The organism is Mesorhizobium sp. M1342, from assembly GCF_040317955.1.
Taxonomy (GTDB): Bacteria; Pseudomonadota; Alphaproteobacteria; order Rhizobiales; family Rhizobiaceae; genus Mesorhizobium.
In genome coordinates, this window is sequence record NZ_JAMYLI010000033.1 from 37,554 (window position 1) to 56,938 (window position 19,385).

General features: G+C 63.6%; 19 protein-coding genes, 1 tRNA gene and 1 pseudogene. 13 read left to right on the forward strand and 8 right to left on the reverse strand.

Annotation, left to right across the window (positions count from 1 at the left end):
- Positions 1-4 precede the first annotated feature (4 nt).
- Entirely contained in the window at positions 5-886 is an 882-nt protein-coding gene (locus NKH06_RS27175; protein ID WP_013528979.1) for a MurR/RpiR family transcriptional regulator, read from the forward strand.
- Between the two features lie 19 nt (positions 887-905).
- Here the strand turns inward: NKH06_RS27175 and NKH06_RS27180 are convergent, their stop codons facing one another.
- Together NKH06_RS27180 and NKH06_RS27185 are read right to left on the reverse strand one after the other, a co-directional pair.
- Complete coding sequence (locus NKH06_RS27180; RefSeq protein WP_352442132.1) at positions 906-1,223, reverse strand: DUF167 family protein; 318 nt, start codon at positions 1,221-1,223, stop codon at positions 906-908.
- Between the two features lie 13 nt (positions 1,224-1,236).
- On the reverse strand, positions 1,237-1,527 hold the full coding sequence (locus NKH06_RS27185; protein ID WP_023811703.1) for a YggT family protein: 291 nt from the start codon (positions 1,525-1,527) through the stop codon (positions 1,237-1,239).
- A gap of 259 nt (positions 1,528-1,786) precedes the next feature.
- Between NKH06_RS27185 and NKH06_RS27190 the strand changes: the two genes are divergently transcribed.
- From NKH06_RS27190 to NKH06_RS27215, 6 genes are all read left to right on the forward strand, one after another.
- Positions 1,787-1,862: transfer RNA gene (locus tag NKH06_RS27190), tRNA-Ala, on the forward strand.
- A gap of 347 nt (positions 1,863-2,209) precedes the next feature.
- Positions 2,210-2,959, forward strand: a complete 750-nt coding sequence (locus NKH06_RS27195; RefSeq protein WP_128304096.1) for a helix-turn-helix domain-containing protein — start codon at positions 2,210-2,212, stop codon at positions 2,957-2,959.
- 429 nt (positions 2,960-3,388) lie between these two features.
- Entirely contained in the window at positions 3,389-4,453 is a 1,065-nt protein-coding gene (locus NKH06_RS27200; protein WP_127268064.1) for a SagB/ThcOx family dehydrogenase, read from the forward strand.
- A 67-nt stretch (positions 4,454-4,520) separates the two neighbouring features.
- Positions 4,521-4,775 (forward strand): hypothetical protein, encoded by a 255-nt coding sequence (locus NKH06_RS27205; RefSeq protein ID WP_023811699.1) that lies wholly within the window; start codon positions 4,521-4,523, stop codon positions 4,773-4,775.
- A gap of 4 nt (positions 4,776-4,779) precedes the next feature.
- Positions 4,780-5,037: a hypothetical protein gene (locus NKH06_RS27210; RefSeq protein ID WP_352864720.1), complete on the forward strand. Its 258-nt coding sequence runs from the start codon at positions 4,780-4,782 to the stop codon at positions 5,035-5,037.
- A 121-nt stretch (positions 5,038-5,158) separates the two neighbouring features.
- Positions 5,159-5,479, forward strand: coding sequence for a hypothetical protein (locus NKH06_RS27215; protein ID WP_031213427.1), 321 nt, complete (start codon positions 5,159-5,161; stop codon positions 5,477-5,479).
- 150 nt (positions 5,480-5,629) lie between these two features.
- Here NKH06_RS27215 and NKH06_RS27220 read toward each other — a convergent pair whose 3' ends face one another.
- The 4 genes from NKH06_RS27220 to NKH06_RS27235 all read right to left on the reverse strand — a co-directional run bounded on the left by NKH06_RS27220 (position 5,630) and on the right by NKH06_RS27235 (position 8,866).
- Complete coding sequence (locus tag NKH06_RS27220) at positions 5,630-6,574, reverse strand: energy transducer TonB family protein (RefSeq protein WP_352736506.1); 945 nt, start codon at positions 6,572-6,574, stop codon at positions 5,630-5,632.
- Complete coding sequence (gene exbD / locus NKH06_RS27225) at positions 6,571-7,038, reverse strand: TonB system transport protein ExbD (protein WP_352442129.1); 468 nt, start codon at positions 7,036-7,038, stop codon at positions 6,571-6,573. The genes NKH06_RS27220 and exbD overlap by 4 nt, the downstream gene beginning before the upstream one ends.
- 5 nt (positions 7,039-7,043) lie before the next feature.
- Positions 7,044-8,009, reverse strand: a complete 966-nt coding sequence (gene exbB, locus NKH06_RS27230; RefSeq protein WP_352864715.1) for a tonB-system energizer ExbB — start codon at positions 8,007-8,009, stop codon at positions 7,044-7,046.
- A 65-nt stretch (positions 8,010-8,074) separates the two neighbouring features.
- Positions 8,075-8,866: an ATP-binding cassette domain-containing protein gene (locus tag NKH06_RS27235; RefSeq protein WP_164762277.1), complete on the reverse strand. Its 792-nt coding sequence runs from the start codon at positions 8,864-8,866 to the stop codon at positions 8,075-8,077.
- A 179-nt stretch (positions 8,867-9,045) separates the two neighbouring features.
- Here NKH06_RS27235 and NKH06_RS27240 point away from each other — a divergent pair, with 179 nt between their 5' ends.
- The 5 genes and pseudogenes from NKH06_RS27240 to NKH06_RS27260 all read left to right on the forward strand — a co-directional run bounded on the left by NKH06_RS27240 (position 9,046) and on the right by NKH06_RS27260 (position 16,696).
- The gene (locus NKH06_RS27240; RefSeq protein WP_352894687.1) at positions 9,046-11,265 is read left to right on the forward strand and encodes a TonB-dependent siderophore receptor; all 2,220 of its coding nucleotides are present in this window, start codon (positions 9,046-9,048) and stop codon (positions 11,263-11,265) included.
- Positions 11,266-11,290: 25 nt separating this feature from the next.
- Positions 11,291-12,151 (forward strand): ABC transporter substrate-binding protein, encoded by an 861-nt coding sequence (locus NKH06_RS27245; protein ID WP_352442126.1) that lies wholly within the window; start codon positions 11,291-11,293, stop codon positions 12,149-12,151.
- Positions 12,148-14,151 (forward strand): Fe(3+)-hydroxamate ABC transporter permease FhuB, encoded by a 2,004-nt coding sequence (gene fhuB / locus NKH06_RS27250; RefSeq protein ID WP_352894689.1) that lies wholly within the window; start codon positions 12,148-12,150, stop codon positions 14,149-14,151. Before NKH06_RS27245 ends, fhuB begins: the two co-directional genes overlap by 4 nt.
- A 109-nt stretch (positions 14,152-14,260) precedes the next feature.
- Complete coding sequence (locus NKH06_RS27255) at positions 14,261-15,985, forward strand: ABC transporter ATP-binding protein (protein WP_352894690.1); 1,725 nt, start codon at positions 14,261-14,263, stop codon at positions 15,983-15,985.
- A gap of 36 nt (positions 15,986-16,021) precedes the next feature.
- Positions 16,022-16,696, forward strand: a pseudogene (locus tag NKH06_RS27260) (cysteine hydrolase family protein).
- A gap of 235 nt (positions 16,697-16,931) precedes the next feature.
- Here NKH06_RS27260 and NKH06_RS27265 read toward each other — a convergent pair.
- Together NKH06_RS27265 and NKH06_RS27270 are read right to left on the reverse strand one after the other, a co-directional pair.
- Positions 16,932-17,873, reverse strand: a complete 942-nt coding sequence (locus NKH06_RS27265; protein WP_128304108.1) for an LLM class flavin-dependent oxidoreductase — start codon at positions 17,871-17,873, stop codon at positions 16,932-16,934.
- Between the two features lie 109 nt (positions 17,874-17,982).
- Positions 17,983-18,138 carry a hypothetical protein gene (locus NKH06_RS27270; RefSeq protein ID WP_023811179.1) on the reverse strand — a complete coding sequence of 52 codons (156 nt, stop codon included), beginning with the start codon at positions 18,136-18,138 and terminating at the stop codon, positions 17,983-17,985.
- Between the two features lie 290 nt (positions 18,139-18,428).
- Here NKH06_RS27270 and NKH06_RS27275 point away from each other — a divergent pair, with 290 nt between their 5' ends.
- Positions 18,429-19,196: an SDR family NAD(P)-dependent oxidoreductase gene (locus NKH06_RS27275; protein WP_023811180.1), complete on the forward strand. Its 768-nt coding sequence runs from the start codon at positions 18,429-18,431 to the stop codon at positions 19,194-19,196.
- Positions 19,197-19,385: the final 189 nt, after the last annotated feature.

Genomic DNA, 19,385 nt, shown 5'->3' on the forward strand with positions numbered 1-19,385 from the left:
CAGCATGAAGACGCCGGCCGACATCATCACGCGCCTGCAGCTGATGTCGCAGGACGGAACGAAGTCGGATCGCAAGCTGGCCGGCTTCGTCTTGGCAGACCTCGATTTCGTCTCCAAGGCAGCGATCTCGGAAATTGCCGCCCGCGTCGGCGTCAGTGAGCCAACGGTGACGCGGTTCTGCCGCAACCTCGGCTGCGAGGGCCTGCGCGACTTCAAATTCTATCTGGCGCAAGCCATCGCCATCGGCGGCCAGTATCTGTCGCCGGAGCCGTTGAGCCGCGATGCCCGCGAACAGCGCATCGCTTCCGCCATCACCGAAGCGGCGATATCGGCCATCCAGCGCGCCAGCGAGAACCTCGACATGACGACGCTGGTCGCCGTCGCCGCGCGCATCGCTGTTTCCGGTAATGTGCTGTGCATCGGCTCCGGTGGCATTTCGTCCATGATGGCGACCGAAATGCAGAACCGGCTGTTCAGGCTTGGCGTGTCGGTGCTGGCGCAGATCGACGGACAGTTGCAACGCATGTACGCCGCCGTTGCCACCCCTGACACCACGCTGATCGCCTTCTCGGTCTCCGGCTATGCGCGATCGGTCATCGATGCGGTGCAGGTCGCCCAGCAATATGGCGCCACCACGATCGCCATCACCCCGCCGGACTCCGCACTCGCCAAGGTCGCCGACACGGTCATCCATTTCCAGTCACTCGAAGACGGCAACATCTACAAGCCGACATCGTCGCGCTATGCGCTGCTGTCGATCGTCGACATGATCGTCACCTCGGTCGCCGAGACGCGCGGACCACGGGTTTTGGAAAATCTGCGCCGCATCAAGCAGAGCGTGAACACGTTGAAAGTCGATGATCCGCGTTTGCCATTGGGCGATTGAACCCCTACGGCCAAGGACATCAGGACTGGCGGCCGAGCGCCTCGATGCTTTTCGCCAACGTCGCCGGATCGCCTTCAATGCGCGCGGTCTTCAGCCGCGCGGTGCCGCCGGCGACAACCGAGACAGCGGACCCGGGCACGCCCAGAGCCTTGGCCAGCAGCTTTTCGAGCGCATGATTGGCGGCGCCGTTTTCCGGCACGGCGCGGACGCGCGCTTTCAGATGGCTTCGCCCGTCCGCCGTGGTCTCGAAGCCTTCGAGCCTGTCCAGCGCAGCGTTTGGCGTCAGCCGGACAAACAGGTCGGCGCCGTTTTCGCGCAGGCGAAACGGCGTGCTCATAAGGTCATCCTGCTCACAGGATCAGAGGCGCCACCGTGGTGAGCAGAAACTGCCGCAGGAAGAACAGGATCAGAAGCAGGATGATCGGCGAGATGTCGATGCCGCCAAGGTCCGGCATGAAGCGGCGGATAGGCCGCAACGCCGGCTCGGTCAGCCGGTAGAGCATGTTGCCGATGCTGCCGACGAACTGGTTCTTCGAATTGACGACGTTGAAGGCGTAGAGCCAGGAAAAGATCGCCGAGGCGATGATGATCCACCAGTAGAGGTCAAGCGCCATGACGATTGTTTGAATGAGGGCGAGCATGCCGGTCTCCAATTGTTGCCGACATGTAGCCATTGCACGCGAAGCCGGCAAGGGCCGCCTTTCTGTGGGGCGCCAATGCCGGCTCGGTCGGACCTGTAGGGCTGCATGTCGCGACACCCCAACGAAGGCACGACTACACAAAACCGGCAAGGGCCGCTTTCCGCCGGCGCCAGCTCGACGCTTGACGGCACTGGATTTCGGCAAACCTCCGCCTTGACAGGAAACCGCGGCGCCCGATAAATGCGCCCATCCGCTGGACGGGGCTGTAGCTCAGCTGGGAGAGCGCGTCGTTCGCAATGACGAGGTCAGGAGTTCGATCCTCCTCAGCTCCACCAGCGGAATAATTCTCCACGCTGCGCGCCAGATGCCCATCTCTGCGCCACATGCAGTCCGCGACGCCCGTCCCGGCTTGCCCCCGCGGTTGGCATTTGCTGTGCCAGCGCACCTTAAAAGGCCGCGCTACATCGCCTATTTCGCAATATCCGGCAAAACTTTTGTCAATTGGACTTATGGCGGAAGCGCTCGCTGATTGTTTCCGTTTTTTTTGGAAACCACCCCACTAAATTGACGTTACCAAATCAGTTTTTCTGTGCGTTGTGACCAGGGCGTTTCGGCGGGGGCGACCGGAGGCGCTATATCGATTTCGAGTCGAAATGAAAAATCCGCCTGCGGAAGCAAAGACGTGTCAATTCGCGAGAATCTCGCTGTAAACCTTAGACGGCTATGCAAGGAACATGCCTCCGTAAGTGCGGTGTGCCGTGAGCTGCACATCAACCGCACGCAGTTCGAACGCTACCTGCAAGGGCAGACCGTTCCCAACAAGGCCACCGCCAAGCTGATATGCGATTACTTTCGGATCGACGAGGCCGAACTGTACCAGGATCCCGGCGCACCCGAGCCGGCGATGCGTGGCTTGCCGCCGGTGTCCGAGAGCCTGTTCAACCAGATGATCCGCCCTCCCAGTCCTTCGATCGCGGGCGGCACCTATTTCACCTATTTCTCGATCCCGGGCCGCCTAGACCTCCTGATGCGCTCGGTGACCTTCGTGCGGCGCGAAGCCGAACTGGTCACCTTCCGAAGGGTCACCGGATGGTCGGAGCGCCGGGGATCGACCTGGGCACGAGCGCGCGGCAATCACTATGGCGTGGCGATCTCGCGGCTGAACTGGATTTATTTCAGCGGCATCAATCGCCGCCAGACCGGGGAGCCGTCGCTGATCTCCGTGCAATGGGCTCCCATCTCCGAACCGGTGCTGATGGGCAAGGCCATGCTACTGACGGAGGCCGGCCCGGCATTCGTGTCCGTCATCATGCGGCGCGACATCGCCAACATCCACCGAAGGGATGCCATCAGCATGGCGCATGTCATCAATCTCGACGATCCGGGCGTCGATCAACTGGTTGTCAGCCTCACCCGGGACGGGTTGGGCTAACCCCCCCGGATCGCCGTGTCTTACGCCAAATAAGAATAAGCGTACGCCGATAAAGCGTATGCCAACGATTGTCTACTCTGTATCTGAATAAAATCGATATTTTACACTTTAATGCCAGGAAAGATAATCCACGGGTCCGCCTTAGGCTCGTGGTTTTACTATAATTTTAACAAACCATTAACTCTTCCGACCTTACCTTTCTTCACGCGGATCCCGTTCTGGGGGTCTTTCAACGGATCCCAAATTGGGGTCAGGAAAGGGATGAAAATGGCCAAGAAAATGACCAATGCTCCGAAGCTGACGATTGCCGCCGGCACGCAGGCCGTCTTCTTTTCGCAGGGCATGCACTACAACAAGCGCTGAAGCCGTTCTGCGCCGACGAGCGTCTTGCTTGTCGGCGCCTCGGCTCCGCAGATGGCAACCAGCTTCATGAAAATGCGCTCTTCTAAAACGCTTGTTTTCTACCCCGGACCGAACAAGGTCACGGCCTGCAACTTCCTGACCAGAAGCGTGTTTGAATGCAGCCCCGAGATGGTCGGCCTTCTCGCATCGTGGGACAAATGGGCATCGACGGCGGACATTGCCCGCGCCCATGGATGGTCGAAGTCCGAGTTGAAGGCTGTCGTTCCCCAGTTGCTCGATTTCTCCGCGCTGGTCACAGCCGGATCGCCTCTCGCCGAGCAGGAGGAGCAGTTTTCAGGACAATGGAGTTGGGGGCTTCCGACGGCGCTGATGCATTTCTGCGTCCAGGACAGCGAATACATGACCATCGAGCAAGCGGAAGAGCGGCAGATAGAACGCGCCGGCCATACGCCGCAGCCGAACCTCATGCTCAAGAATTCCGCGGGCGCCATCCAGCTGCCGAATGCACTGGAAGACAATGAACTTCTCAGCTTGATGGCGCGGCGCCGCACCAACCGCACGGCGGCTCAGCCCACCATCACGGCCAAACAGCTTTCCGATTGCCTGTTCGCAGGGCTCGGCATCATCGGCGAGACCGCCAATTGCGTTGGCACCCTGCCGCTCGGCATGACCCCTTCAGGCGGCGCGCGAAATCCCTATGAGGCCTATGTGGTCGCGCTCGGCGTCGATGGCCTCGAACCCGGTGTCTATCACTATTCCGCCGCGGATCACGACCTTGGCAGGATTTCTGCAAACCATCTGCCGAAGATCTCCGAACTGGTCGGCGGACAGGAGTGGGCCGACGCCATGCCGTGCCTTGTCCTGCTCTGCGCCAAGCTCGATCGCACGATGTGGAAATATGAGGACGCCAACGCCTATCGTGTCGTGCTGATCGAGGCCGGCCATATCGGCCAGAACATCATGCTGGCGGCGACCAACCATGGCCTGTCGGCATGTCCGACAGCCGCGCTCAGTCATTCCGCGATCAAGCGGCTGCTTGGTCTCGACAGTTTCACCGACGCACCGATCTATGCCTTGACCCTCTCGACCCCGGAAAGAGATCCCTCGACGGCGGGCCAATCCATCAATTAGTCGACCAACTATGTGCATCGCGGCCAGTAACGCGTTCCCTAGGTATAACCAGAGACAGGAGCAGCACGTGCCAAATCAATCCTTACGCCAGTCGGAAATCGATAGTCTTCAATATATTTCCTCGATGACCAATGAGCTCGTGCAAATGGCCGAAGCCAGCCGTTTTCCGATGATCTCCTATCTGCTCGGCATGGCCTATGCAGAGGCCTTCGACGTTCTTCGCGGCGCACGGCCGGCCAGGCATGCGCAGCTCAGCGGCAACCCGCTGCACCCCAAGGCGCAGGCAAAAGACACTCGGGCCGTCCAGCCACGGAGAGCGTAGCGACATGCAATCGTCAGCCGCATGCGCGGTGGCCGGCTCGACCTCCCCAAACCGGTGGGAGACACTGTGCGCGTTGCAAAGCCTGCTGCCCTTGCTGAAGAAGGCCGCGACGGACCTGCGCCGCGCCGACATGGTCTACTGGTTCGAGCAGGCCGATGCCGAGGTCGCCAACATCATCAGGGGCCATCCCTCCGATCCAACCGCCATCCCGGCCCTGATTGCATCCTGCCCGCAGGACCGGCGGTCGGTCGCTCAAGCTTGATGCATGTCGCCCGCCCAAACGCGACGCGTTCATTGGCGCCGCTGAAAATGCTCTGATCGCCAGTTTTTCAATTTCGGACCGGAACCTATTGCGCGTCTGGAATGCCAAGGGGGACCTGCACATGAACATGATAGCCAACATCAGAAGCGTCGATGCCAGGGAAAGCATTTTCAGCCGGCTCGACGTCTTGATCGCCAGGCGGCCGCCGTCGCCTGACGCCGCGCGGGTCGAGGCCCGCCAACTCGTCTCGATGGCGATTGCCGACAGCTGCCAGGCCGACAGTCTCTGGGGTACAGTGGACGCTTTCCACGCCCATTTCGACTTCATGATGCAGACCGTCGAGATCAACGGCGCCGATGACCCGGGCCTCGGGCCCTTGCGCACGAAATGCCGATTCTATCTCGAACAGGTCGAGGCCCTGAGCCTGTCACTGGCCTATTGACAGGCCGGCCCGATCAAGTTCGGCTCTAGAGCAATTCTAGGAAAAGTGTGAAGCGGTTTTCCCGGGAAAAGCGCGTAGCGCTTTCCCTAGAGAATTGCGTCAAAACAAAGAGTTAGAGCAGCTCGCCGTTTCCGTGAAACGGTGAATGCTCTAGTTGCGCAGGCTGAACACGAACGGCGCTGTACGGCTCAGACGCGAACCAAGTTCCGGTGGCGGTGCCGGCACCGTGGCGCCTTGCAGCACGGCGAGCGCCGCACGGTCCAGATCCGCATCCCCCGAGGAACGAGAGAGCCTGGCGGACAGGACCCGGCCGGACGAGTCGACCGTGAAGGCGACATACGGCCTGCCTTCGACGCGTCGGGCCTTGGCAGAACTGGGATAGCGCGTGTGCCGCTTGATCCAGGCACCCAGACGGGAGTCCCATTTGCTGGAGTCGCCGGAGCGAGACGTCGATTCGGCCGACTTCGGCGCGGCGGTCCTGGCCGCGGGCCGTGCGTCGGCGCTGGTGGCGGTTGCCGTCTTCGGCGGGGCTGCCTTCTCCTTCTTAGGCCGCGGCTTGGGCTTCTCGAGAGGCTTTTTCGCCTTGGCCGCGACCGGTTTCTTGTCTTTGACAGCTTCGACCGGTTTCGGCTGCGGCAAGGGAATGACGACGTCGGGCGTGACAGCCTCGGCAACATCGGGGACGACCTCATCCGGCGGCGGCTGATCGACCTCTTCAACCGTTTCGGTCTGGGTGGGTTCTGTCTCGTCTGGCGCGACCGCTTCCGGCGGCTCGACAACCGGCTCCGCCTTTTCGACCGGTTCTTCAGGTGTCGGCTCGGTCGTCGGTGTCGGTTCGGTCTGATCTGGCGTCACCGCATCCAGCGCGGCGACCTGTTCTTCCACGGCCGGCATCACCACCATCGGTGCCATCTCGATCATCTGCGCGGGGGGGGGACCGCCATCCGCTTCGGTGACCATTGTGAGGTTCTGCACTGCATAGGCGACCGCGACATGGGCTCCAAGGACCAGCGCGGCAGCACCGGCCCACAAGCCAAGGTCGCGCCAACCGAAGCGCGACAACTGGACCGAGGGCACAGCGACCGCCTGCGTCATGGCGTCGGCGCACCCGTGGCTGCGGGCGCCGGAGAATTGGACGCGGGAGCCGTCTCCAGGCCGACCAGCGCGATCTTCAGATAGCCGGCACCGCGCAATAGGTTCATCGCCTCCATCAGGTCGCCATAGGCGACCGCCTTGTCGGCGCGCAGGAAGATGCGCGTCTGCTTGTCGCCCTTGGTCTTGGCGTCCAGCGTCGTGGCGAAAGCCGGGCGCGGCACGCTGTCATTGCCGATCGCCAGCGTCAGATCGTCCTTCAGCGTCAGGAACAGCGGTGTCTCGGGCCTCGGTGCGGGCGTTGCCGTCGAACCAGGCAGATCGACATTGACATCCACCGTGGCCAGCGGTGCCGCGACCATGAAGATGATCAAGAGCACCAGGATGACATCGATGAACGGGGTGACGTTGATCTCGTGGCTTTCCTCGAGATCATCATCCATGGCCTGTCGGATTCTGCTTCCCATGGCGCCTACTCCGCCGCCAGTGGCGTTGCCGGCGCAACGGTGCGGAAGTCCAGGTCGCGGCTGACCAGCCGTTCGACCCCTGCGGCGGCATCGGCGAGGATCTGCCGATAGCCGGCTATCGAGCGGGCAAAGACGTTGTAGATGACAACGGCCGGTATGGCCGCGACCAGGCCCATCGCGGTGGCCAGCAGCGCCTCGGCGATACCCGGCGCGACCACGGCGAGATTGGTGGTCTGCGCCTGCGAGATGCCAATGAAGGCGTTCATGATGCCCCAGACCGTACCGAACAGGCCGACGAAGGGCGCTGTCGAGCCGATCGTCGCCAGCACGCCAGTGCCGCGCGACATGCGCCGCGCCGCCGCCGCCTCGATGCGCGACAGGCGCGACGTGACCCGTTCCTTGAGGCCGTCGCCCGAGACATGATCGAGCGCGCCGGCCGAGAGTGCGGTCTCCTCCTCGGCCGCCCGCACCAGCAGCGCGCCGGGGCCGCCGCTGCGGTCGAGGGTACGGCTGGCCTGCTTCAGCGTGGCGGCCCCGCCGATCGCCCGCACGGCGCGACGGATGCGCAGCTTCCCGCCGAAAAGCTCCAGCGACTTGGCCAACCATATCGTCCAGGTGACGAGGGAGGCAAAGGCCAGCCCGATCATCACTGCCTTGACGACGATATCGGCCGCCATGAACATGCCCCATGGCGACAGGTCATGCGGCAAGGTCATCTCCATCGCCGTCGAAGGTCCGGTCTCGGCCGGCGCGGCCGTATTCGGCTGCGTGCCTGGCTGCGAAGGCGCCATTGTGGCCGGCGGAGCGACTGCCGGTGCGGCGGGTGCGGGTGCAATCGGCGCTGGGGCTGCGGGTACGGCGGGGGTTTCGACCGCCGGCGCGGCACCGGCGGGTTGCTCCTGGGCCATCGCGCTGCCGGCCGACAGGATGACGGATGCGACCAACGCCGCCAACAAACCAGTTCTCGACAACAGCTTCTTCCTTGTTCTCACAGCGGCCTGCCGCCTTTTATTTCCCGCCGCCGCATCAGATATTGTCACTGCACATAGCCGACAGGCTGGCCGGTGACGGGGTGCGCGAACACGCCCATCTCCACACCGAAAATGCCTTTCAGCACATCGCTGCGCATGATTTCGCCGGGCGTGCCGCGCGTCAGCAGCTTGCCGTCCTTCAGCGCGATCAGTTCGTCGCAGTAGCGCGCCGCCATGTTGGGATCGTGCAGCACGACGACGACACATAGGTCGCGTTTGCGGCTGAGCTCCTTGACCAGCCCGAGCACCTCGACCTGATGGGCGATGTCGAGTGCCGAGATCGGCTCGTCGAGCAGCATGACGCCGGCGTTCTGCGCCACCAGCATGGCGAGCCAGGCGCGCTGGCGCTCGCCGCCCGACAATTCGTCCACCAGCCGGTCGGCAAAACCCTCCATATCGGTCAGGGCCAGCGCCTCCTCGACATGCTGCCTGTCCTCGGCGCGGAAACGGCCAAGCGCGCCATGCCAGGGATAGCGCCCGAGCGTCGCCAGTTCGCGCACGGTCAGGCCGGTCGCCGCAGGCGTCGTCTGCGGCAGATAGGCAAGCGCGCGGGCAAATTCGCGGGCACCCCATTGCGGCAACGGACGCCTGGCGAAAGTGATGGCGCCTGAACTCGCCGGCTGCTGGCGCGCCATGAGCTTGATAAGCGTCGACTTGCCCGAACCATTGTGGCCGATCAGCCCATAGACGCGCGAGCGCTCCAGTTCGAGCGAAACCGGACCGAGCAGCGTCCGCTCGCCGACGGCAAAGCGTACGGCATCGATATGGAAGGCAGTCTGGGCATCAATTCCAGCCATGCTCATGGCTTTTCTCCAGTGCGGCCGCCCGCATTTCCAGATTCCGGCTTTCGACAGGTCATGCCCGGTTGACTATGAAACATGACCTTACTAGTCAACATTGAAGATGACTGCAATGATCAACAAATCGTCGCGACCGGCGATATCGGCACGGAATTGGGAAATAGGAGGCGCACCGGATGATTTCAGGACATGGACCGATTTGGCAGAACCGGATGGCGCGCAAGCGCCTGCTGATCGCAACGGTGTCGCTGCCGGCCCTGCTTGGCTGCGGCCATGCACTGGCCCAGGAGACGGTCACCACCACCCTGGACCCGATCAACGTCCAGGAACGTGTCGAAAGCGCATTCGGGCCGGTTAAGGGCTACGTTGCCACCAAGGGCTCCACCGGCACCAAGACCGACACGCCGCTGATCGAGACGCCGCAATCGATATCGGTCATCACCAGGGACCAGATGGAAGCGCAAGCCGTCGACAGCCTGAACAGCGCGTTGCGCTACACACCCGGCGCCACCGGCAATCTCTACGGCACCGACAATCGCGGCCTCGGCCTGCAGTTGCGCGGCATTTCGAACGCCAGCGGCGTCTTCTACAGGGACGGGCTGCAGCTCAAGGAGAGCAATTTCACCCTGTTCACCGCACTCGATTCCTATGGCGCGGAACGCTACGAGGTGCTGCGCGGACCGGCGTCGGTGCTTTATGGCCAGGCAAGCCCCGGCGGCATCATCAACTATGTCAGCAAACGGCCAACCGAGGAAAACCTGCGCGAGGTCGAATTCGGTGGTGGCAGCTTCAACCGGTATGAAGGCAGGTTCGACTTCAGCGGTGCCGTGAACTCCGACAAGTCGCTGCTGTTTCGCCTCACCGGTGCCGCTCACATGGGCGACACGCAGACCGATTTCGTCAAGGACGACCGCATCTTCATCGCGCCGGCGATCACCTGGCAGCCAGATGCCGACACCAGCCTGACCATCCTCGCCAACTATCAGCGCGATCGCTCGGGATGGGCGATGCAGTATCTGCCTGCCTACGGCGCGGTCATACCGGGCAAGGACGGCAAGTACCTGCCGAACAGCATGTTCGTCGGCGAACCCGGCTTCGACTCCTACAACAACGACCAGGCCTCGATCGGCTACGAATTCGATCACCGTTTCAACGAAACCTGGCAGGTTCGACAGCATGCCCGCTACGTCCACCTTACCCACTCCGAGGAAGGCGTCTTTGGTGGCGGACTGACGGACTCGAACGGCCTGGAACCTTCAAGCGGCGACTACTACCGTTATGCAGATGCCGGTGGCACCAAGCTCAGCGGCGTCACCATCGATAACCAGGCACAAGCCGATTTCGACACCGGGCCGCTTGCCCACACGCTGCTCGTCGGCCTCGACTACAAACGCTACACTTACCGCGACTATGCCTCGGAAGGGACCGTCGAGGACGGTTTCAACGTCTTCGATCCGATCTACGGCTACAAGATCGGTGATCTGACGCCCTATACCGATACCGACACCACCCAGCAGCAAGTTGGCCTCTATGCGCAGGATCAGATCAAGCTCGGCAACTGGCGGCTGACCCTTGGCGGCCGCCAGGATTGGTCGGACGCCAAGGTCTACGACAATCTGGCCGGTGGCTACATTCCCGAGCAGAAGGACAACGCCTTCACCAGCCGGGCGGGGCTCGTCTACCTCGCCGACAACGGGCTTGCGCCCTATGTCAGCTATTCCGAATCGTTCCAGCCGGTGGCGGGCGCCGACAGCGACGGCAATCTGTTCGTGCCCGAGACCGGCAGACAATACGAGATCGGGCTGAAGTACCAGCCGACCGGCTGGAATTCCTTCATCACGGCCTCAGTTTTCGACTTGACCCGGCAGAATGTCGTGCGTTCCGGCAATGAGGGCTCACCCAACGATCTGTTCCAGACCGGGGAGATCCGTTCGCGCGGCGTGGAACTGGAAGCCGTGGCGAGCCTGGATGCGGGCCTCGATCTGAGAGCGGCCTACACCTACCTCGACACCAAGATCACCAAGGCGACCGCTGTCGAAGACGTCAACGGCGTCTGGGTCAGCAACGAAGGCAACATGCCCTTCGGCGTGCCGGCCCATTCCGCATCGCTTTGGGCCAATTACACCTTCATGAGCGGCAAGCTCGAAGGTCTCGGCCTGGGTGCCGGCGTCCGCTATGTCGGCTCGACCTATGGCGACGACGCCAACAGCTTCAAGGTTCCGTCGGTCGTGCTCGCCGACGCGGCGGTGCATTACGCCTGGCAGAACGCCACGCTCAGCCTCAATGCCAGCAATCTGTTCGACAAACGCTACGTCGCCTCCTGCTTCTCCTCGGGCTTCGGCTGCTTCTACGGCGAGGGCCGCAGGATCAACGGTTCGGTGAAATACACATGGTAGAAGCAAGGTGGCGGGCCGACCCAAAATGGCGGCGCTGACACGGCGCCAGTATCTTGCCGGCCTCGCCGCGACCGGCCTCGCCTTGCCGGGCGGCATGGCACGCGCGGCACCTGCCCGCGTCGTCTGCCTGGAATGGACATCGGCCGAAATCGTGGTCTCGCTCGGCCTGTCGCCGCTCGCCGTCGGCGACATCAGGGGTTATGGCGATTGGGTGCAGGGCCCGGCACTGCCGCAGGCCACCGTCGACCTGGGATCGCGCGGCGAACCCAATCTCGAACTGCTCAGGGAATTGCGACCCGACCTGATCGTCGGCGCCTATGGCTATGGCTTGGACGAGAGCAGCTTCACCAGACTGGCGCCGACCTTCAACGTTCCGTTCTACAGCGGCAAGGCTCCACCTTACGCGCAGGCGCAACAGGTGACGCTGCAGCTTGGCGACATGCTTGGCCGTGGGGCGGAAGCAGAAAACCTTGTCGGGCGCATCAAAGCCTCGATCGCGCACGCCCGCGCCAGGCTGGAGCGGGCGGTGCAAAAACCGGTCTGCGTCGTCAGCATGTTCGATGATCGCCATGTCCGCGTCTACGGCGCCGGCAACCTGCTGCAGGATGTCCTCGACCGGCTCGGCCTCGTCAACGCCTGGACCGGCGCCACCAATGAATGGGGTTTTTCGACGGTCGGCATCGAGGAACTGGTCGCCGTCGGCAAGGCGCAGCTGATCTCGCTCGATCCTATCCCGCCGCACATCAGGATCAGGATTGCCCGCAGCTCGCTCTGGGCCAATCTGCCCTGCGTCCGGAACGGCCAAGTGCGGACCATTCCGCCGGTCTGGCCGTTCGGCGGTCTCACTGCTGCCGCGCGTTTCGCCGAATTCGTGGCAGCGGCATGATCGCCCAGGCAATGTCCCTGCCGCGACAGAGCGACGGCATCGGCGCGCTTATCCTGTTGGTAGCCGTGCCTGCGGGGCTGGCGCTGATGCTGACCGTCTTCGATCTCATCCACCTTCTGCCTACGCACCTGTGGTGGCAGGCGCTCACCGCCCCCGACACATCCGATCCAGCGCAGTTGCTGTATCGCTATGCCTTCCTGCCGCGTGTCGCTGTCAGCATGCTGGCCGGCGCTGCACTTGGTCTCGCCGGTGCCATCATGCAGCATGTGCTGCGCAATCCGCTGGCCGAGCCGACCACGATCGGCACCAATGCCGGAGCGAGCCTCGCTCTGGCGGCCGCCACTCTTTACGCGCCGTGGCTGCTGGAAGGTGGGCGCGAAGGCGTGGCGCTGGCCGGCGGCGCGCTCGCCACATCAGCCGTTTTCGCACTGGCGCGCGGGCGCAGCTTTTCGCCAGTGTCGATCATCATCGCCGGCCTCGTCGTCAGCCTCTCTTTCGGCTCGGCCGGCGCGCTGCTGATGGCGCTCAACCGCGAATACACCGAGGAGCTGTTCATCTGGCAGAGCGGCTCGCTGGTGCAGAATGGCGACGCGGAGGTCGTTGCTCTGGCGCCGTGGCTGCTGGCCGGCATCTGCGCCGCGTTCCTGCTCTGGCGACCCCTCCGGCTGCTCGATCTCAGCGACGACGGCGCGGCATCGCTCGGCACCCGGCCGGCCGTCATCCGCCTTGCCGGCATGGCTGTCGCCGTCTCGCTCAGCGCGCTGGTCGTCGCCGAGGTGGGCGTCATCGGTTTCGTGGCGCTCGCCGCCCCGGCGCTGGCGCGGCTGGCCGGAGCGCGCACGCTTGGCCGCCGCCTGGTCTGGTCGCCGCTGGGCGGCGGCACCCTGCTCTGGCTCACCGACCGTCTGGTGCAGCATCTGCCGTTCGCCGGCGAAATCCCCGCCGGCACCGCGACCGCTTTGCTCGGCGCGCCGCTGCTGCTGTTCCTGTTGCCGCGAATGCGAACCACTCCCGAAAGGCAGACCGACATGGTGTCGTCGGTACGCCTGCCGTCAAACGGCCTGCCGTTGATCGCGGGCCTGCTGGCGCTCATCCTCGCGGTTGTTCTCGCCATCGGCTTTGGCCGTGGCGCAAGCGGTTGGCACTGGATCGCATCCGAGGATTTGACCGAGCTGCTTGCTCTGCGAGCGCCTCGCGTCGTCGTCGCCCTGTCGGCGGGCGTCCTGCTCGCCGTCGCCGGCACGCTGATGCAGCGCATGACCGGCAACCCGATAGCCGCGCCCGAGGTCCTGGGCATTTCCGGCGGCGCCTCTTTCGGCGTGCTGGCGCTGCTGTTGCTCAGCGACGGCTTCAACCGCGCGGCAATGCTCGGCGCCGCCCTCGCCGGCGCCATGCTGGCGCTGACGATCGTTGTTTTGACCGGGCGGCGCAATGCCCTGTCGCCGGAACGGCTGCTGCTTGCCGGCGTCGCCGTTGCGACGGTCGCGTCCGCCTTCGCCGCGCTGCTTCTGGCCAGCGGCGATCCGCGCATGGACTTCCTGCTCACCTGGCTGTCGGGATCGACCTATCGCGCAACACCCAATGATGCCCTCACCGCCGCAACGGTCGCGGTCGCCGTCCTCGCGCTGGCGCCGCTGACCGCGCGCTGGCTCGATATACTGCCGCTCGGCGAAACCGCCGCGCGTGGCCTTGGCCTGCGACTGGGACGTGTTCGCGCCACATTGCTTGCGCTCACCGCATTAGCCACCGCAACCGCGACATTGGTCATCGGCCCGCTGAGCTTCGTCGGCCTGATGGCGCCGCACCTCGCACGCATGCTCGGCTTCCGCCGCGCCGTGCCGCAGCTTCTGGCCTCGGCCATGACAGGCGGGCTGATCCTCGTTGCCGCCGACTGGGCAGGGCGGACGCTGATCTTTCCCTGGCAAGTGCCGGCCGGCCTCATCGCCGCCTTCGTGGGCGGCCCCTATTTCATGGCGCTGATGTGGAAAGGCAGGCAATGAAGTCGGCCCTGGCATATTGCCGGCCCTGCCCTGCCGATTGTAAGCAGCGCCCATCGATGGCGGCCGGCGCCCTCGCCGCGTCCATCAAGACAGCTTGCGGTTCACCTCGATGATCAGACGTTTCCTTTCCTACTACGCGCCCTGGAAGGGGCTGTTCGCGCTCGACTTCTCCTGCGCGGTGCTGGCCGGTCTGCTCGAACTCGGCTTTCCCATGGCGGTCCGCACCTTCGTCGACCAGCTGCTGCCGCAGCAGGACTGGACGCTGATCATCATCGCCTCGACCGGGCTGCTGGTGATCTATCTGCTCAACACGGTGCTGATGGCGGTCGTCACCTATTGGGGCCACATGCTCGGCATCAACATCGAGACCGAGATGCGGCGCAAGAGCTTCGATCATCTGCAGAAACTGTCGTTCCGCTTTTACGACAATCACAAGACCGGCCATCTCGTCGGCCGCGTCACCAAGGATCTCGAGGAGATCGGCGAGATCGCGCATCATGGCCCCGAGGACCTGTTCATCGCCATCATGACCTTCGCCGGCGCCTTCGTGCTGATGTTCACGGTCAACATGCATCTGGCGTTGATCACGGCGGTGATCGTGCCTCTGATCGCCTGGGTGACGATGCGCTACGGCGACCGCATGGAGCGCAACTGGCAGGCGCTCTATCGGCGTGTCGGCGATTTCAACGTCCGCATCGAGGAGAATGTCGGCGGCATGCGCGTCGTCCAGGCCTTCGCCAATGAGGAGCATGAGCGCACGCTTTTCGCGCATGACAACCAGCGCTACCGCCAGACCAAGCTCGACGCCTACCGCATCATGTCGGCCAGCAATTCCCTGAACTATATGGGCATCAGGCTGATCCAGCTCGTGGTCATGATCGCCGGCAGCTACCTCGTCATTACGGGAGGCCTGAGCAATGGCGGCTTCGTCGGCTTCCTGCTTCTGGTCGGCGTCTTCGTGCGGCCGATCGAAAAGATCAATTCGGTGATCGAGACCTATCCAAAAGGCATTGCAGGCTTCCGCCGCTACACCGAGCTGCTCGACACCGAACCCGACATCGCCGACCGGCCTGATGCCGTTACCGCCAGCGGGCTCAAGGGCGACATCGAATATCGCGGTGTGAGCTTCGGTTATGGTGACGGCAAGCCGGTGCTCAGGGATATCGATCTCGCCATTCACGTCGGCGAAACCATCGCCTTCGTCGGCCCGTCGGGCGCCGGCAAGACCACCATATGTTCGCTGCTGCCGCGGTTCTACGAAGTCAGCGCCGGGCGGATCAGCATCGACGGCATCGATATCAGGGACATGACGCTCGCTTCGCTGCGTGGCCAGATCGGCATCGTCCAGCAGGATGTCTTCCTGTTCGGCGGCTCGATCCGCGAAAACATCGCCTATGGCCGTCTCGGCGCCTCCGACGAGGCCATCACCGATGCCGCGCGGCGGGCGCAGCTAGACGGCATGATATCGGGCCTGCCGGCCGGCTTTGACACGATCATCGGCGAGCGCGGCGTAAAATTGTCCGGCGGCCAGAAGCAGCGGCTGGCGATCGCCCGCATGTTCCTGAAGAACCCGCCGATCCTCATCCTCGACGAGGCGACGTCGGCGCTCGACACCGAGACCGAGCGCGAAATCCAGAAGTCGTTGGCCGAACTTGCCGAGGGCCGGACCACGCTGGTCATCGCACACCGGCTGGCCACGATCCGCGGCGCCGACCGCATCGTCGTCGTCTCGGAGTCCGGCGTCGTCGAACAGGGTTCGCACAGCGAACTGCTCCGCGCCGGCGGCATCTATCGGCGCCTGCACGACGCCCAGCATCTGGTGTCGTCGCGCTGATCCACTATGGTGGCGGCCCAAAGCAGGGAGCCCCGGATGATCAAGGCAACGCCCTTCGATTTCCCCTATGACGGCAGGCTGGTGGCCGAAAACACCGCGCTGATCGTCATCGACCTGCAGCAGGATTTCCTTTCGACATCAGGCTACTTCGCCAGGCAGGGCTATGACCCGTCGCCTCTAAGGGCGATCCTGCCGACGGTGAGCCGGCTGATCGCGGCCGCGCGCAAGGCCGGCGTCAGGGTCATCCACACGAGGCAGGGCTAGCGGGCCGATATGGCCGATATGACGCCTTACGAAAAATGGCGCCGCAAGCGCGCCGGTCTCGACGGCACCGATATCCTGCTGCGCTCGGGCACGGGGTTCCAGATCGTTCAGGAGATCGATGTGGCGCCGCAGGACATCATTGTCGACAAGACCTGCAACAGCGCCTTCATTTATACGGATTTCGAGCTTGTCCTGCGCGCGCAAGGCATCACGCATCTCATGTTTTCCGGATGCACGACGGATGTCTGCGTCCACACCACGCTGCGCGAAGCCTGCGACCGGAATTTCCAATGCCTGACGATCTCGGACGCTTGCGCCAGCGGCGACAGACAAGCGCACGAAGCAGCGCTTCACATGGTGACGGTTGAGGATGGCGTCTTTGGCGCGCTCGCTGATTCCAGCGCTGTCATTGAAGGCTTGTCGCGATTGTCGGGCATGGCGAGTTAGGGCGCCAAGATCAATGCCGGCGGGACAGCACCCCCCTCTGGCCTGCCGGCCATCTCCCCCGCAAGGAGGGAGATTGGCTGTCATCTCGGCTTTCACTAATCGCCAACGTGGCAAGACGAGCGCTGCGGGTGAAGCTGTCGATCTCCCCCCTTGCGGGGGAGATGTCCGGCAGGACAGAGGGGGGTGTGAAGGATCTCGGCGTTACCGGAATAGCTTTCATTCCGTAGGCCAGAACTCAGCCCGTTGCGCGCGTCTCCAATCCTGCACGAGACGCATATGCCCCAGGCTGGAATGCCTCGTGTTCGCGACGCGCCAGCGAATTGCGCAGCAGGGCGATGGTTTCCCGGCCGACCGTTGCGATCTCACGCGGCGTGTCGACGCCGACAATCATGAATTCATCGATCCCGAGGGCTGCATAGGCAAGCAGCGACAGGGCGGCCTGGGCTGGCGGCCCGGCAACATCGATCGCCTTGTGGCCGGAGGCGGAAGCACCTTGGTGAATCCCGACCGGAAGCGCGAAGCGCAGCTTGCCGGCCCGGCCATGTTCGGCGGCCGAGCGGCGCACCCGCTCCATCAATTGCCGGATCTCATCGATCGAGCCCGGTGCCAATTCAAAGACATCGGCATGCCGGCCGGCAACTTTGAGTGCCGTTCCGGACTGCCCGCCCATGCGGATGACCAGGTCGGCGCCGTGCGGTCCCTTGCGCGGCACGTAGCCGCCCTTGATGCTGTAGAACGTTCCTTCGTGGTCGAAGGGCCGGTCGTTCGACCACAGCCGCTTCAGCAACACCAGATATTCGTCTATGCGCTGCCAAATGACGGTGTGCCCGACCGGCCGTGTTTCGGCGTCGGCGTCGCTCAGCGGCTCGCTGATCATCCTCAGCGCCAGGCGTCCGCCGCTTTTCCTGTCGATCGACGCCAGTTGGCGGGCTGCCACGGTCGGTTCGACCACGCCCGCCCAATGGGTGAGCACGACTTCCAGCGACGAGGTGCGATCGAGCACTTGGGCCGCAAGATCCATGTTGGTCAGCAGCCCGGCCGAATCGTCGACGACGATCTTGCGGAAGCCGCCATCCTCGATCAGCCCGAGCTTGGTCGCGGTCTCGGCAAAGTCGTAGAAAAAGGGAACCGCGGCATCGGCGGTCTTACCCGGAATATGCGTGAACTCGATCGGCATTGCCATGTCCTCCGTTGTGTCGGGCGCGCGAAAGCACGCCGAGGATTCGGTTCATTCAACTCCGATTGCCTGAAAGCGGTGGGCAGCTAACCCCGGTCGATCTGACGACTCAGGGAATAAGGCCCAGAACAACTGCCCCGGTGAACACGAACGCAAGGGCAAAGACGAGATAGGCGAAAGCCCCGGCATAGGCCGGGCGAAAGGCCTGGGCATTGGCCGACCGCTGAGCGCTGCGATCCGTCTGGGCGTTCTGGATGTAGGACATATCGACCTCCGTCTCGGCGACTAATCTATAAAACTGGTAGACTTTGTCGATTGCTATTTTTGGGCTAAAGACAGAATAATTTTCTCCTATGATGCCGGAAGTTGGTAGGCACTTGCTTAGAGGGAGCGCTCGGACGGCCGATCCATATGGCGCGTCCGTTTTTTGCTTCTGCGTCCGAATGGACCTATGGCCTTGCCCTCGCTGCGCTCAATTCGTGGATTGGCCGCCCGGCACGGGCGCGGTAGCATCGCCCAACCAGCAAAGCGAAATCGTCACACAGGGGCAGAAAAATGGGCACAAGACTGGCCGGCAAGGTCGCCATCATTTCGGGAGGAGCGACGGGAATGGGCGGAGCGGCTTCGGAGCTGTTCGCCGCCGAAGGCGCCAAGGTGGCGATCATCGACCGCAACGGCGAGGCGGCCGCCGCAACCGCAGCGGCGATACGCGCGCGGGGACAGATAGCCGAGCATTTCATCGCCGACGTCTCCGACGAAGCCCAGGTCGAAACGGCGGTGAAGGGTGCTATCGAAAAACTCGGACCGGTCACCGTGCTGTTCAACCACGCCGGCACCATCGTCATCAAACCCTTCCTGGAGACGACGGTCCAGGAATGGGACTGGCTGCATGCCGTCAATGTGCGCTCGATGTTCCTGATGACGCGCGCCGTTTTGCCCGGCATGATTGCGGCCGGCGGCGGCTCGATCGTCTGTACTTCGTCGATCTCGGCGGTGGCGGCGACTCCCAACGAAGTGCTCTATGACACCACCAAGGGCGCTTGCCACATGTTCGCCCGCGCCATCGCCGTCGAGTTCCGCGACCGCAACATCCGCTGCAATGCGGTCTGCCCCGGCTTCATCCGCACGCCGCACGGCCTGCGCGAGGTCGCCGACCTCGGCAGGCTCGGCGTCGACGTCTCCGACGCGGCGCTGGCCGCGCAGCAGGGCCGCATCGGCGAACCGGAAGAGGTGGCGAGGGCAGCGCTCTACCTGGCCAGCGACGAGTCGAGCTTCGTCAACGGCACGCATCTGTTTGTGGATAACGGCTTTACCGCGATGTGAGACGCTCAAAGAAGGCGCGAACTTGGCAGGATGCGGGTTCCTCGCCCCCACGAATGGGGGGAGAGGTGGCTCGGCGAAGCCGAGACGGAGAGGGGGAATGGCTCGACCTTGCCTTGCTTCGGCGACAACTCGCCAGCGTCGCAGGCCTCTCTCCGACCGCTTCGCGGCCACCTCTCCCCGCTTTGCGGG

What these genes read in the sequence shown, in the direction of transcription:
- NKH06_RS27270 (WP_023811179.1), bottom strand. Translation starts at nt 18,138, where the DNA reads ATGTCCTACATCCAGAACGCCCAGACGGATCGCAGCGCTCAGCGGTCG.
- NKH06_RS27200 (WP_127268064.1), top strand. Translation starts at nt 3,389, where the DNA reads ATGAAAATGCGCTCTTCTAAAACGCTTGTTTTCTACCCCGGACCGAAC.
- exbD (WP_352442129.1), bottom strand. Translation starts at nt 7,038, where the DNA reads ATGGGAAGCAGAATCCGACAGGCCATGGATGATGATCTCGAGGAAAGC.
- NKH06_RS27180 (WP_352442132.1), bottom strand. Translation starts at nt 1,223, where the DNA reads ATGAGCACGCCGTTTCGCCTGCGCGAAAACGGCGCCGACCTGTTTGTC.
- NKH06_RS27235 (WP_164762277.1), bottom strand. Translation starts at nt 8,866, where the DNA reads ATGGCTGGAATTGATGCCCAGACTGCCTTCCATATCGATGCCGTACGC.
- NKH06_RS27265 (WP_128304108.1), bottom strand. Translation starts at nt 17,873, where the DNA reads ATGCCGATCGAGTTCACGCATATTCCGGGTAAGACCGCCGATGCCGCG.
- NKH06_RS27215 (WP_031213427.1), top strand. Translation starts at nt 5,159, where the DNA reads ATGAACATGATAGCCAACATCAGAAGCGTCGATGCCAGGGAAAGCATT.
- fhuB (WP_352894689.1), top strand. Translation starts at nt 12,148, where the DNA reads ATGATCGCCCAGGCAATGTCCCTGCCGCGACAGAGCGACGGCATCGGC.
- NKH06_RS27240 (WP_352894687.1), top strand. Translation starts at nt 9,046, where the DNA reads ATGATTTCAGGACATGGACCGATTTGGCAGAACCGGATGGCGCGCAAG.
- NKH06_RS27275 (WP_023811180.1), top strand. Translation starts at nt 18,429, where the DNA reads ATGGGCACAAGACTGGCCGGCAAGGTCGCCATCATTTCGGGAGGAGCG.
- NKH06_RS27245 (WP_352442126.1), top strand. Translation starts at nt 11,291, where the DNA reads ATGGCGGCGCTGACACGGCGCCAGTATCTTGCCGGCCTCGCCGCGACC.
- NKH06_RS27255 (WP_352894690.1), top strand. Translation starts at nt 14,261, where the DNA reads ATGATCAGACGTTTCCTTTCCTACTACGCGCCCTGGAAGGGGCTGTTC.
- NKH06_RS27185 (WP_023811703.1), bottom strand. Translation starts at nt 1,527, where the DNA reads ATGCTCGCCCTCATTCAAACAATCGTCATGGCGCTTGACCTCTACTGG.
- NKH06_RS27210 (WP_352864720.1), top strand. Translation starts at nt 4,780, where the DNA reads ATGCAATCGTCAGCCGCATGCGCGGTGGCCGGCTCGACCTCCCCAAAC.
- NKH06_RS27175 (WP_013528979.1), top strand. Translation starts at nt 5, where the DNA reads ATGAAGACGCCGGCCGACATCATCACGCGCCTGCAGCTGATGTCGCAG.
- NKH06_RS27220 (WP_352736506.1), bottom strand. Translation starts at nt 6,574, where the DNA reads ATGACGCAGGCGGTCGCTGTGCCCTCGGTCCAGTTGTCGCGCTTCGGT.